The 15,136-nt window shown below is 37.0% G+C and carries 11 protein-coding genes; all 11 read right to left on the bottom strand.

The annotated features are described in order from the left end of the window. Nucleotides 1–5: 5 nt before the first annotated feature. Complete coding sequence (locus MKY13_RS10780) at nucleotides 6–665, bottom strand: hypothetical protein (RefSeq protein WP_339212586.1); 660 nt, start codon at nucleotides 663–665, stop codon at nucleotides 6–8. Beyond that, nucleotides 662–2,815, bottom strand: a complete 2,154-nt coding sequence (locus tag MKY13_RS10785) for a DUF2357 domain-containing protein (protein WP_339212589.1) — start codon at nucleotides 2,813–2,815, stop codon at nucleotides 662–664. Before MKY13_RS10785 ends, MKY13_RS10780 begins: the two co-directional genes overlap by 4 nt. After that, a complete protein-coding gene (locus MKY13_RS10790) occupies nucleotides 2,805–4,787 on the bottom strand; it encodes a hypothetical protein (RefSeq protein WP_339212591.1) in 1,983 nt (660 codons plus the stop codon). Before MKY13_RS10790 ends, MKY13_RS10785 begins: the two co-directional genes overlap by 11 nt. Then, nucleotides 4,788–6,269 (bottom strand): hypothetical protein, encoded by a 1,482-nt coding sequence (locus MKY13_RS10795; RefSeq protein ID WP_339212594.1) that lies wholly within the window; start codon nucleotides 6,267–6,269, stop codon nucleotides 4,788–4,790. Beyond that, complete coding sequence (locus MKY13_RS10800; protein ID WP_339212597.1) at nucleotides 6,238–9,279, bottom strand: AAA domain-containing protein; 3,042 nt, start codon at nucleotides 9,277–9,279, stop codon at nucleotides 6,238–6,240. The genes MKY13_RS10795 and MKY13_RS10800 overlap by 32 nt, the downstream gene beginning before the upstream one ends. A 12-nt stretch (nucleotides 9,280–9,291) precedes the next feature. Continuing rightward, entirely contained in the window at nucleotides 9,292–10,755 is a 1,464-nt protein-coding gene (locus tag MKY13_RS10805; protein WP_339212599.1) for a hypothetical protein, read from the bottom strand. Nucleotides 10,756–11,153: 398 nt separating this feature from the next. Further along, entirely contained in the window at nucleotides 11,154–11,831 is a 678-nt protein-coding gene (locus tag MKY13_RS10810) for an ABC transporter ATP-binding protein (protein ID WP_339212602.1), read from the bottom strand. After that, nucleotides 11,832–12,953 carry an ABC transporter permease gene (locus MKY13_RS10815; protein ID WP_339212606.1) on the bottom strand — a complete coding sequence of 374 codons (1,122 nt, stop codon included), beginning with the start codon at nucleotides 12,951–12,953 and terminating at the stop codon, nucleotides 11,832–11,834. It lies immediately after the preceding gene. 404 nt (nucleotides 12,954–13,357) lie between these two features. After that, entirely contained in the window at nucleotides 13,358–13,600 is a 243-nt protein-coding gene (locus tag MKY13_RS10820; RefSeq protein ID WP_339212609.1) for an NlpC/P60 family protein, read from the bottom strand. Between the two features lie 15 nt (nucleotides 13,601–13,615). Continuing rightward, a complete protein-coding gene (locus MKY13_RS10825) occupies nucleotides 13,616–14,236 on the bottom strand; it encodes a hypothetical protein (protein ID WP_191701510.1) in 621 nt (206 codons plus the stop codon). A 346-nt stretch (nucleotides 14,237–14,582) separates the two neighbouring features. After that, nucleotides 14,583–15,086, bottom strand: a complete 504-nt coding sequence (locus tag MKY13_RS10830) for a GNAT family N-acetyltransferase (RefSeq protein ID WP_191701509.1) — start codon at nucleotides 15,084–15,086, stop codon at nucleotides 14,583–14,585. Nucleotides 15,087–15,136 lie beyond the last annotated feature (50 nt).

Consider the following 15,136-nt stretch of genomic DNA (forward strand, 5'->3'; position numbering starts at 1 on the left):
TCACTTTACTTTTCTCTTGCTAAAACAACGGCTGCAGGCTTTGCACACGGATGATTTTTCAGAGCAGGATGCACAGTATAAAGCAAACGACACATTTCACTCCATTTTGCATAAGGAACTCCCGATTGTTCTACTATGTTGTCCATAAAATCACTAAACTGTAAGGGTCCCCATTGCTGTTTGAAAACGCGCAGATGACCTGTTTGAATTGCCCCTTGCAGCTGTGGTTTATATTCAGCTAATAACACAGAGCCAATAAATTCTGTTGCACCTACTTCACCAAAGCCGATTTTATCATTCTTGTAATACTGATTAACGAGCGCCGAAAGCTCTTTAATCGAAAATTGCTGCATAAAATCTGTTAAATCTTTTGCAGGTGCACTTAACGCTTGTTGTGAGGTTAAAGCTTGTTTGCTCTTTCCTTCAAGCTTTGTTTGGCGGTAAACTTCCTTGTAGCTTCGATTTGCTTTGTGCTTTACATACAAAATATAACCGACGATTGCTAAAAGTGTTAAAAATAATACAACACCCATTGCAGAGCTCGTAAAAATCGTTAATATGGTTTGAAACGCCCATGTACTGATTGAAAAAATTGTATTTAAAATAAATCGAATAATAAGTAAGGCAATAATCGTAAGCCCTACCCACTTTAATATGTTGTTCATAGTGACTCCTCTAAATTGCATGTTGTACGCTGCACCGCATCACAGCGTTTACATAAACGATGTGCTTTTGATTGTTGTTGGCAATCGCCACAGTTAGCACATACCGTAAAAAAACTTGTCCCTAAATGAGCATTTTCACATAAATTATTTAACCCCATAGTTGCATTGATATTTTCCTTTTCAAACAACCAATCCACATCTGATTTTGCTTGTGCTGCTAATTGTTGCTCTTCCGTTAAATAAACATCTTCCTTTATACTTTTCTTTTGCATTTTAAATAGTGGTGCTCCACATGTACATGTACGTATTCCCCACTCACAGCGGCATAGTGGATTTCCACAAATATATTCCCCTTCATTTATTTCTTGTCCAACTGCGCCGCACATAAAACAAAACGATTGGACGCCTATTTTATAGAGCTGCAGACGAATGAAACGCTTAAACATTTGCTTATTAAAATCCGCTGTGCTATATGGAAACACCCCGTATTTCATCGCACCAAATGCCTGGAATTTCTCACCGGAAATAAAATTCGTACCAAGCGTCATGACTAAATGAAGCTTTTCATAAGACATTGCTTTGAAATAATCATCCTTTGTTTTTGCTGGGTAAACGACCATAACAGTTGGCATTTGAACGTTTGTTACAAGTTCTTTTCGCTTATTTTTCTTTTCAATGAAAACGGATTGTTCCGTATATGTATAGAGTGCTTCAATTTGATCCTCTGTTACATATTTATGCAATTGAAAAAGTGTCGGTAAAAAGCGGCTAACTTCAACTTTTTTTGTCTGCTCGTGCTGTACAGTAAGGGTTATTTTTTGTCCACTTCTTTCTATAGTGAGCTTAACGCCATACTGTACATGATGCAGAGAAAATGTGACAGCTTCTTTTGAAAAAATATAAGCATCTATATCTTCCCCGAGCTTTAATGTCAATGGCCCATTGTGCATAAAACCTTCTTGCTGTAACTGATGTAGCATAGTAAATAATACTTCATCTGCATAGTACGTTTGGTAATCAATGCTATCATTTAGTTTAAATGTTTTATTCATCATGGCGCGCATATAATGATTGTAAAAACGATACAGCGTGCCGTAATCTTTGTTGTAAAGAAGCACTTGGTTTGGCACAATATAACCTTGAATAAACTTTAAACCACGAAATGTTTTAATCGTTTTACGGACTAAATTATATAGACCTGTCAGCTGACTTAATGCTTGTGAGAAGATTTCTTCATAACCATATAATTGCATGCTTTCTAGCTCTGCATCGGAACGCAAAATATCTAACTCAATTTTCAAATCATTACTAATAAGCTTATTTTGAATGGTTAATAAATTTTCTTTCAGCTCTTTTATTACTTTACGCATATCACGCTCTAAATGATAAGCAAATGTATAAACAAAGCGATTTTCATAAATATCAATCGATTCCGCATGTACTTCCTTTAATAACTGCTGCGGAACAGGGCGCGCCATGGTCGATTTCGCCCACGTTGTTGTATCCTTCATAAAATGCTGAATCGTACGGGGTGTAATCACATCAAGCTCTGCTGCAGTGACAATCATTTCTTCAGTCGTTAACTTCACTTTCGGCTTACGTAAAATTTGCTGTAAGTGTAAGGTGATTTCTTTACGAAACACATAAAACCAAATGGCATCTGGATCTTCTATTTTTAAGCGGTCTTGTAGTTGCTTGAAGGAGACTTGCCAATCCTCATCACTATAAAACTCCGCGAGTTCAATTTCTGTTTCGCCGAAGACATCCACATATTCTTGTACCTTTTGCTGCCAGAGCAAATATTGATCACGTAGTTGCTCCAAATAATCGGGACTTGGTAGTAATGCTGGGTCCACGCTGACATGAAATAACGCTTGATGCGCTTCTTCCTCAATCGTATAATAAACGGTTACCGTAAGTAGCGGCTTCGTTGCCATTAATGTAAAGTCATAATATGTACTAGGCTGTAAAAATGTATGGAGCAGGTCATCGTTTACATAAACTTTTTCCGGCTTTACCCCTGGTAAAAATCGTAGCTGAAACAACGTGCGATAAATGTGCGGCAATTCTTCCCCTTCATACATAACAAATTCACCATCGAGCCAGCTATCTTTAATTAGTAATATTACATTACTGACATTACTTGGCATTACGCTTCACCTTCTCTATTGCACGTATAGTAGATGAAATGGCGCCTACACCTACTTTTTGTGTTTCTGCTAAGCGAATAATAGCATCCATCGCAATTTCGAATTCTTCGTCATAACTTGGCATAATTTTCGGGACAATTTTTGAAACAATTTGTAAATCAATCGCTTCTTTAATATTCCAATTATTCGCCGCATAGGTTTGCATAAACGTACGCATATGGCGACGCGGACGATTCCCAATTTCTAAATATAGCTGTTCGCTTAGAATTTGAAGTACTTCATGAAGTGGACGGCTTTGTTGAGTAACATCCACTTTTTGAATCGTTGCCATCGCTGCTTTAAAGTCGCTAAAACTCACACTAGGCATCGCTGCAATACGTTCCATATCTCCAACTTTATTGCTAAGCGCAGCTTGGAAATCAAGCACTTGGGCGCGATCATAAATTTTGTCACTTAACGTATAGGTTGACTCATCTTCGTTGATTGTCCCAATGAAAAATACATTTGGCGGAATACGAAGTTTATTGCCCTCAATAATATAATCTGCTAAATCTCCTGACGTACGTCCAATCGTGTCAAAGAGTTCAACGACTTGCTTAGATTGTTCTAACTCTAGCTTCGAGTTAAAGTCAGAGAAATAATATTCCACACGCGCTAAGTTCATTTCATCAAGTACAATGAAGTAGAATTTATCACGGTTTTCAGGTAACTGTGCCTTAAATAGCTCCTCTGTAAATTGAGTAGCCATAAAACGATCATTGAAATGATTATAAAACCCGATTAAATCTGTTTTGCTTTTCCAATTTGGCTGAACCGCAATTGTTTCGCAAATACCACCTAACGCATGCGCTACAATTTTCGGTAAACTTGTTTTTCCAGTCCCGGATAAACCTTTTAAAATAATAAAGCGGGTACTACGCATTGCGGCTAAGAAGCCATGAATCATTGCCGAAGAAAATTCATAATTCCCTTGTGTTGCCGCCTGTAAAATACGTTCTACTACTTGGCCATCACCTGGATATTTTGTTAAATTAGATACTGTTTTTGAGCTCTTTTCAATCAACACCTGAAAGCTTTCAAACATACGACTCTCGTCTCCAATGGCATCTTTTTCTTTCTTTTGTAAACGTTGAAGTTCTGCTTCTAAACTACGTAAACGAATTTCATAAAACGCGCTTTTGTGCTCCGCCGTTGTGACGCGCTCGGCTTGTTCGCGGTAAAGCTCCCCTTGCTCACGCGTTCGACCTAGCTCACTTTGAAGCGTTTTGTTTTGCTCCTCAAGTGCATACATTCGAGTACTCATTGCCTCGTAATCTTCTTTTAGCTGCTCTAAGCGTGCCCATTCTACTTCGGATTGACGGTAAATTCTCACCATTTCATCTCGGCGCTGAAGCTCCGTTTTCAGTAGCTTATTTTCGGATTCTAGTTGTGCCGTATGATCAATACGATTTTGTAGTTGCGACTTTTCTTCCTGCAAGCGTCTAGTTAACTCAATAATACTTTCATACGAACTTTTTACACGTGTTAGCTCTGCTTGCATTGTTAATGCATCTGCTAATGAAAAATCCTGCTTAAGTTTTTGAAATTGTGCGCGCTCTAGCTCTATTTCTTCTTGCACCGCTAATAATTCCTCACGCTCTTCGTCTAACGCCTTTAGCTTTTGTTTAAAGGTTTGCTGCTCCTTCAACAATTTTTGCTCTGCCGCCGCTCGTTGCTTTTCGAGCTCCCGCTTTTGTTTTGTATGCTCGGCGTTACTATCTTTTAGCTTCACTTTTTCAATCACTAACGTTTCCTTTACATCCGCTAACTGATTCGTTAGTTTTTCAATCTTTACTTCTAGTTCAATTTTCGAATTGCGCAATGTTTCTAATTGCTGTTCTTTCACTTCATACTTTCCGATGAGGAGTGCAAATTCATCTTCCAAAAATTGAATTTTTTCTGCTTGTGCGCCCTCTAGCTGCTTAACTTCCAACTATTTTCCCTCCAAAAATTGAATGATTTCATAGGCTTGCTGCTTTATTTTTTGTAATAACTCATAATAAGCGCTATGTGACATTTGGAATAGTGTTTCATCATGATGGCTACCTGTTTTATTGCGAAGCTCAACAAGCTCTTCGTACATTGGTAACACATGCGCCTGTTCTATCAAGCGCTTTTGCCATTGTCTCTGTTCTAATTCATCTGCTAATAATAGCAAGGCCATAAAATCTCGGTTGCCATACACATGTAGCGATTGTCCTTGTTCTAGCTTCACCATTTGCTGCGCAATTTTTTTCATATTACGTAAGATGGCTGCCGGTAATATATGACTCATACTATAAACGATTGTTTCGATTACTCTATCTAATGTTTTTTTCTCATAAGCTTGCTTCCATTGTAGCGGTGCTTGTAATGTGCGCTTTGGCTGTATCAGCTCCTGCATTACTGCTTCAATAGCTAAGTTGTAATTATTAATATACGCAGCTCGTAATGCGGGGTTGTGACGTTCACCACGTTCAAATTCAATAAGCACTTTTTCACCAAGCTGTAAGTATTCAAGGACTGCTTGTGAGACCGATGTGCCTTGTAAGCCTGCTTCCACTCGGTCTAAAACCGAAACTTGTCCCATAGACATCATCATTTCTTGCTCTAAACTTGCCTTACTTGTTTCAAGGAGCCATTCGATTGCAAGCTTGCCTTGGTCTTGGTTTTCAATAATCGAATAAAGTAGCGAAGATTTTTCATTTGTAAATGGTGATTTCGCGATCACTGGCGTGTATGTACCTTGTTCACTATAATAGAGCTGCTCTACTTTTAAACAAATCGGTAAATACGCTCTTTTCGCAAAGGCAAAACTTTTCTTTTCAACACGTATTTCTTTGGTGATGGCGTTTTCTATCGGTACTTCTTCAATCACCACGCCATCTTCAAAAAACTTCTTTTTATTTTCATTATAGTTATAAACTGCACGCTTCATTTGTTCATCACATTTGACATCTTCGTAGTAAGCTTTTGTACACTCTGTATTGCTATCAATACATAAATCCAGTGTTTGCTCATAAGAAAACAGCAATTCGTTCTCATGTACGTATTCAAAAAATTGGCCACGTACTTCATCGAAAAACATGACCCCTTCTTTATATTCATAACTCGTGCTGTCAATATCCTTGTTCTTAGCTTCAAAGTAATCCTGATGCTTCACGATTAAATTTTTTAGTAATAAATCATCCATTTCTGCTGCCAGAATACTTTTCCAGGCAGGTGGCAGTTGCATTTTATTCATCAGCTCGTCAATACGATATTGTTTCATTTTGCACAGCTTCAGTATGGTTTCACTAATAATCGACAACTGCTGCTTTTCTACGCTCCAATACTTCACCGGAACAACTGTGACTGGATAATACACATATAAACTATCAGTTTTCGCCATCCTATTTTTTTTACTAGAGAAGTTCAATTCTACGATGTTCGTCAAGATAACCACACTCCTCTATGTATTCATATACATCATTAAACATTTTCGATTTGCGTAGAGTTCTCACATCGCCTACAACAATTAATAAGGATCTTGCACGTGAAATGGCCACATTTAATCGGTTAGGTGAACGTAAAAAGCCTAAAGCCCGACTTTCTTGTTTAAAATTGTTACTGCGGACCGTGGATAAAATAACAATGTCACTTTCCTTCCCTTGAAATGCATCAACTGTCCCAACAGCTACTTGTTTTTCTAAGCCTTGATTTTGCAGTTGCCTTTTCAAGTAGTTCAGCTGCTCCGCATAAAACGTGATGATACTAATATTGCCAATATTTTTTGCATCTTTCACGAGCTGCTTTACTAGCTTAATGACGGTATGTGCCTCAGCTTCGTTCACATAACGACCTGATTCGCCACCTGCTTCATAAGGCACATTTATCCAAGCCAAATGGTAACCGTCATAAATGCCGCTTGTATTTGGTAAAGCATCTTCAGGTAGGCCATGCTGTAAACCTTCTGGATAAAATAAACGGCTCACTAATCGACCAATCTGCGGATGCATACGAAATTGCTTTCTCAGCATCACCTTTTTCGATGCCGGTAATCCTTTATACAAGCGCTCAAACAAACTTTGACTATAAATTGCCTCAAATTGCTCGCCATCCATTTCTAATTGTTGCTCAAAATCCGGCTCTAAAATATGAGGTAACTGCTTATGATCCCCTACTAAAATAACTTTCTTACCAAGTGTCATCGGAATTAATAAATCAAGCGGATTCGCTCGTGCTGCTTCATCAACAATGACTGCATCAAAAATAGCATCATACATACCATGGCGTTTTGCTACGGATTGCTGACATGTTGCTCCTTTTACTTGTGCATAACGGCCGATAACTTCTGCAAGCTGAAGCGGATTTGCTAAAATTTCCGTTGCATATTGCTTTAAAATTGCTTGCTCATCGCTTAAAGTAATTTGCTTGGACTGTTGCTTTAACGCTTGTAATTCAACAATACTTCGACGCAGCGCTTCTCGGACAATACGGTCATCCGTTACTAATACGGGTGTTTTTATTTGTTCCATACATAATTTGCACAGCGCTGTAATGGTTTGGTCAAGTTGCTCAGCTAAAGCTTCATTATTTTTTAGGAGTACCATTTTGCGGCGCACATTTTTTAGTTGTTCTAAAAGAGGCTCAATCTTCATTTTCGCTTGCTCACTAAACGCGGTTTCTGCTTCTCGATAAAAGGATTGCCATGATTCTACATCAACAGCTTTTTTTACTTCGCCGTTTTTAGGTAATGCTAAGTACATTTCAAAAAATGGTGAAGCTTGTGGCTCGTTTACTGTAAGAGGTAGCGCCATTGTTAAATCTAATAAAATTAAAAATACATCTGTTGGAATAGCTGCGTCTGCCTTCAAGCACTCTACATACTCCGTAATTTGTTGCACAATCTGTTCATGTAATGGTTGTGCCTCAAACTGCTGTAGGTCCATCAACAGCTGCTCGATATAGGTTTGTTCGTTATCTTCATAACTAGTGACATTTAAAATCGGTGTTGCCATTTTCTTCGCGATTTCTTGGTATGTTGCAAGTAATTGTTGCTGATACGTTTCACCTCCATAACGATGTGATAACATTCCATGTTCTGTTAAGCCTTGCATTGCGTTATCTACCGCTAAATGTTGATACGATGTTATTAAAATTTCATGCTGATTTAGCTCAATTAAACACTTCATAATGGTTTGAATAACGGATGTTTTTCCTGTGCCAGGTGGTCCTTGAATAAGCACTAAATCATTGGTATTGAGTGCTGCTTTTATCGCATTCTCTTGCGGAATATCCGGTATTTTACCATTCACGAGTGTACTCACACTATGGAGTGGGAATGAATATTTCATCGCCTCAATGTTTGAAACGCTTGTCGGATTACTTAAATAATCCGCTAAATTTGGTAATACGGCCGTACGCGCTAATGTTTTTTCAAGCGCTTTTTTACGGCGGCGTTGCGCTACTTCTTCTAGTTGATTACTTATTTTAAGTACACCTGATTTATCAAAGGGCTTCTCATCATACAAATCATCAAATGAAAAATCTATTTCTGCATAGCGCCCATTGATCAGTCGTAATAACCCAATTCTATAAGGACTATTACATACTTCCGTTTGAACCGTCACTTGCCCGACATGTTCTTGCCACTGCTCGATTGCCTGCCCATTAGCAAGTTCAAAAATGACTTTACCATATGAAATTTTGTAAGATACATAACGTAGTGGCTTACAACTCGCTACTATGTCATTCATTTTTTTTTGTTCAAATGCTATATATGTATTCCAATCATTTAAATAACTTTTCTCACTTTCAAAGTAGAGTGGAAACGGCTTTTCAACTGTAACGTTTCCTTCTTGATAGGCTTGTGTTGAATCAAAAAACTGGATTTTCGTTATAAAAAATTTGGCATGTAAAAGCAGCTCTATTTTTTCTGCTTCTTTGTAGGCGAGCTTTTCTTCTTTAAGGGCGAATAGCTGATCTTCCTCCCAATTTAAAATAAGGGTATTTGCCCGTCCATTTTCTTTTGCGCTAAATAAGTAAAATTGACGTGTCTTCGGATGTTGCGCAACATAGGCGTACATCCCACCCTCTGCAAACAGATTGTCCCCATGTAAATAGTTTTCCTTTTGAATCGGCTTTTCTATTTTCGATAAATTAATGGCAATTGTTTCACGGTCGATTATTTTTTGCGTAGGACGGGCAATCGTAACAGCGATGTTTTGCCCGTTTACATCCTCTATCCATGCATAATAATCTACACCTAATTGTAATAAATGATTTACGACATTTATTTCTTGACGATTTAATACATTACCAATTGCCTTCATACCTTGCATAGCAACTATCGTGTCTTTTCTATCTACAAATGTTACGCGTCCTCCTATATTTAATTCAGACGCGATGACTTCTGCATAAAGTGTAACAGTATGCAGATTCCCATTGCCTTTTACTCGGTACATATGATCCCTACTTTATTGATTATTTAAGAGCTCTAAATATTGTTGTACTACCTTTTCATTATTTTTACGGAAGTACTCTAATTTATGTTCTGTGTCTGCTAACTTTTTTTCTAATGCTACGATTTCCACGTCGCGTCCCTCGTTTGCTGTTACTTGTGGTTGTGCTGTTGGTTGCATGCGCTTGACCATTAGCTCATTTATATGTGCTTTTAGCTTAGCTGTATCGGTATCATATTTATCTTTTAAACGCTCGAATGCTTGTTGTACGTCGCCACTTGAACCCGATTCGGAAAGTTTTCTCTCAAGTATCTCAACCTTTTGCTGAAGCGCTTGTGTAGTTGCATAATCATCAAAATGCTGACCTTCCAATTGCTCCTGCAACGTATTGTTCTTCGATTGAAGCTCCATAATTTGTACTTCCAATGCTTCTCTCTTATGTTCAAGCTGAGCTACCACTTCTTGTAACGTTTCTGCTGATTGTAAATCCAATGTTTCGGACTCTGCTTTATGACCAAACATTTTCATATTTTGCTTTGTTGTCTGAAGCAGCTTGTCACCCACTGATGATAAAATATTCCTCACATCTGCCCGACTATGTTCCGCGCTTACCATCTGCTCCGTTAAACGCTCATTAAGAGTTGTTTGTTGCTGTAATTCATGCTCAGCTTGCTCCTTTGCATCTGCTAGCGTCGCATTTTGCACCTGCAACTGACTCATTTCCTGCTTTTGTTGTTGCACCATACTTTGTAGCTGCTCTACATTTTGCTCAAGCGACTGACTAATTGATTGGGTTTGCATTAAATGTTGCTGGTTATCAACAAGCTCTTCTTGTAATGCTTGCACTTGTTGCTGCAACAAATCATGTTCTTTTAGGAGTTGTTCAAACTTACTTTGTTTTGTTGCTTTTTCATCTGTTAGGTGTTTTAGTTCATTTTGTTGCGCTTCTGTCTGTTGTTTCAGTGATTGTACTGTTTCATTTGCTAAAGCAAAAGCCAACTGACAGTTCTCTATTTCTTCTAGTAAAGCTTCACGTTGTTGTAAAATTCGATCAATTTCTTCTTTATAGACTTGCTCTATTTCCTGAACTTGCGTAGCAATTTTTTCCTCTATCCGACGGTGAGCAGTTAAAAAATAATCTGGATACTTTTCGGGAAAATGCTTGTGTAAAAGTTCAGCGACAGTAAATTGAAAGGATGCACATGACTGGGCAATTTCTATGTAGGCAGTTTTCATATATTGTATATTTTCAATTGTTGCTACTTTTGTAACATCCACCTCAAACTGAGCTGTTAAAATAGGCTGCAGTGTTTGCTTCCATTGAAGTTGGAGTTCCATTAGTTCAGTAGAAAACTGCGGATTTTTCATTTCATTAATTAGTTGCTCGTATAACGCTGTATAATAGGAAGCAACAAATGATTCAAAAATTTCAATAACATACGGTTGCATCATTTGCTGTTCTTGTAACTGATTGTTCATTTCATCCCTCACTAATAGTAGATATATTAGACTATCTATCCATTATTATTATACACTAATATTCTCTTATAATTGCCAGTAACTGTGTGTTTTATAAAAATCAGTTTCTTATTGTTTTTATCAGAAACAGAACAATATTTTTCTGAGGCTAGTAGTGCTAAAAGCTTAATCCCGTAGAACAACACGATACACTTTCTCGTCGAAATACATCTCAAAACCACACTTTAATCTTGTCGATTGCATACAAAAAGAGTGATAATCGTTTAGATTAACACTCTTTTTAGTAATATAGATTTTTTTATTTAAACGACCCTGCACTATCTCAAGTACGATGGAATACTTCTAAAAAAGCTTAGGAAAATCAAGTTTGATTTTCCTAAGCCATTTCATATACTTTATTAACCTTCTAGCGTTAATACGCCGTCTTCCATGCGATAAACTTTATCACAAAACTCTAGCATACGCTCATCATGGGTTACCATAACAGCTGCTTTATTACGTTCTTTTACTTCATATCGAATTTGTTTCACTACTTCAAATGCACGGTTAGAATCTAAACTTGCTGTCGGTTCGTCTGCCAAAATAACGTTTGAGTTGTTAACAAATGCACGAGCGATCGCAACACGTTGACGTTCTCCCCCTGATAATTCATTCGGGAATTTCGATAATTTTTGCCCTAAACCTAAGTCTTTTAGTAACGCTTTCGCAAATTTCACTTCTTTAGTAGTTACTTTGCCTTTCATCTTACATACAAGCAGCAATTGATCCAATACATTTAAATACGGAATTAAGTTTGACGTTTGTAAGATGAAGCCGATGTCTGTTAAACGGAATGAAGAAAGTTCTTTTTCTTTCATTTGCCCAATATTTGTATTATTTACTAATACTTCACCTTTAGAAGGTTGCAGAAGCGCACCAGCGATCGATAACAATGTACTTTTACCTGAACCGGATGGACCAATAATAGCGATGAATTCACCAGGATTTACAGATAGTGAAACATTTTTTAATGCATCAACTGTTGAGTCGCCTTCTTTAAATGATTTTGTAACATTTTTTAATACTAAACCAGTCATTTATTCCACTCTCCCAATCGCTGTTAATGGATCGATTTTCGTTACTTGACGAGCTGAAATCACGGAACCTAAAACAGAAACAATTAGTAAGACAACGGCATAAATCAGTACCATTTTAAAGTCTAAGTTAAATGGCATTCCTTCAGGGAAGACTAAAGCCGTTAAATATGTTAATCCGATACCAGCGATAATGCTTCCTAATGATAAAACAAATACTTGTGAGATAATTGAATTTTTGATAAAACGGTCTGAAGCACCAATTGCTTTCATAACACCGAATTGTTGAGTTTTTTGTAAAATGAATACATAGAAGAATACAGCGATAATAACTGCTGAGATAGCGAACAGGAACGCTAACATCATATAAATTGTTGCGCTTTCTTCTTTATAACCAGGCATACCCATAATAGCATCTGATTTTGTTACCGTTTCAATTGCATCATAGTTGCTTGCAATCGCATCTGCATCTACATTTTCGCCTTGTAGCGCAATCATAGCTACTGGGCTTTCTAAGCCATTGTCCGAGCCAGGTGCTGCGAATGCATAGCTTTGCCAAGTTTCAACGTTTGCAAAGACTGTTGGTAAATGGTTAAAAGTTTCACCTTTTGTAATACCAACAACCTCTAACGTAATGTCAGAAGATGTTACTTCGAATTTATCACCAATTGAATAGCCTTTATCTGCTAAAGATTCGTCGATAACGACACCGAATAAATTGTCTTTTGAAAGCTGTTTACCTTCAATTACTTTTGGCTCGATGAATTTCCCTGGTTCAATCCCTAAAAAGGCTACGTCTTCATTTACTTTAGAGTCTGTAATCTTAGGGTTGTGTATGATAATTGTAGATTGTCCAAATTTCGCTGCTTCTTTGACACCGTATTTACCTTCGATATCATCTGCAATTGCTCCAGACACTTTCGTTTTCATCATCGTTCCTTCAGAACCCTCTTCATAAATGAAAAGATCCCCATCAATATTTTTCATCGTTGCCGCTGCTAATGTTGATAACCCATTACCTAGGCCCGACAAAATAAAAACAAGCCATGCGATTAGCATGATAATAGCGCCAATCATTGCAAAACGTGTTTTTGAATGTTTCATTTCTTTTATTGCTAAAAACATTATTAGTTCCCCCTATTAATATGTCGAATAGAAATAGATTATACGGAAATAAGTTATCCCTACCTTAAAAACTATCTTTGTATAATAAAACTCTCTTAAAAACTGAAAATAGCTTTATCGAGTTTGGATAAAAACATTTGCGTTATCTACTTCTCTTACAGAATTATAGCTCGCCAATATAAACTTTATATAAACTTTTCAACAATTAATAAGATGATTCTAAAATAGCAACTACAGAAGGATTTCCAGTATATTCATTATATCGATATACTTTTAATGCGTTGTATACTTACACTAATCCCTTCCTTAATGTAAGTATTTAGCGAGTGATAAATCATAAAAATAACGCTCCCCTGTTATTCAAGAGAGCGTTTGTGTACTTTATTTATTTTTGATGTAAAAAGTTACTTTTCCAATACTTGACGATAGTTCATTCTTCTTAAATGTTCCCACTCTTTATACAAGTCTGCTTCCGAAAGTATCTTCCATGGATTGAACATCGTTTGCCCATGTTTATTAAAATAGAGCCCTTCTCCGATATAATAAGCAGCATGTTGAATGATGTCATTATCATCCTTCCAAATGATAACGTCCCCTTGTTGCAGTTCTTCATCTAATAACTCCTCGTAATGATATTGGGTTAGCATTTCAAGAAACGTCTTCTAGTGAATCCATTCATATATAAACCACTCTTGTTTCCCTTTTGAAATAGCAAACAAAACTGCCGCTAAACAATTGGCGCCTTGGTGATGACCAAAAGTATTGGCAAACGGTAATAGAAAATGAGGTACTGTCTTTGGTGGCTCCTCACATTCACCTTTATCCCACCATTCAAAAACCATTGTTGTTAATATCTGCTCTTTCATAGACTTATCTAGCTTTTCCCACATGGAGCGCTGAATGACAACGTTTCCCTTTATCACAAAACTTGAAGGTATTTTTTCTATCTCATGTATAAAGGAGACAGGAAGTACAAGCCCTCTTTCACAAAGTACTTGGGAATTTAGAATTAATTGTCTTTGCTCTTCAGGTAACCTTCCAATCCATTCGTTTTCGGCTATAATTACGTATTGGGCATTTTTTATATTCCAATATTCATAACTGTTCCCATAATTTAATTGCCCATATGTATTGTGATTAAAAAACTCATCTATTGGCATTAATAACACGTCTTTAATATCCATTTTATTTAGAATTTCGTTCGATAGAAAAAACAGATCTTTTTCCGGTACATATTTATCTATCCATGAAAGTAAGACTTTTTTTGACGGCTTTATTCTCATTATGTAATCCTCCGAGTTAAACTTTACTACCTTTGTTGACCTATTAATAGAATCACACTCGTTAATTGGTTACTTGTAATCTAAGTTATCTAATTTTCTTTCAAGCAATTAGCGGAGCAAAAAATAAGCGGTGGATTTCCGGTTATTTGGTGGATTCTAAGTATTTCGGGGAAAATAAGGGGAGAATTTCCGCTTATCTACAACAAAACTATGAAATTTTATGTGTTTTTAATAAATAGACGGAATCCCTCCGTCTATTTTGGTTGTTTTTTTCTATATTTTTCAAATAAGCGGATTTTCTCCGTCTATCTTTGTCGCTTATTCTGATCTCCTCAGCTTTATATAGTTAAACCCTATCCAGTTTTCTTATCGCATGCACCGAATTATCCTGAATAATGCCAGTTTCTACAAAACCTAATGAAGCGTATAATTCTTTAGCTACAACATTATCTTTATGATAAAAAAGGTCTATCTGCTGTGCTTCCCCATTTGGGATCTCCTCAATATCCGCCAACATTTTTTCAAAGGCATGTTTGCCATATCCTTTCCCCTGATACCGCTTATCAATCATAAAATGCCATATGAAATAGGTCTTCTCCCCATAAAAATCTTCATTTTGAAATGATTCATGATCTGTCGTGTCATAAATATACATCAAAAAGCCCACCATATTATCATCAGCATAAATAGCTAATGGAGTCGCTGGTATACCATCAGTGTTTAACATATGAGCGTCTGCGAAACATCTAAGGTTAGTAGTTCCTAATACAAATTCTTTCTGGTTTTCTCCAACATCAAGCGCTATTACTTCATCTATGTTATCCCCGTCTATTTTTCGTAATTCGATCATTTTTTGGCTCCTATCTTTAATCTCATCCGCTCACGAAGAACTAGTGAATT

The sequence above is a fragment of the Solibacillus sp. FSL W8-0372 genome (genome assembly GCF_037969735.1).
In the GTDB taxonomy this organism is placed as follows: domain Bacteria; phylum Bacillota; class Bacilli; order Bacillales_A; family Planococcaceae; genus Solibacillus; species Solibacillus faecavium.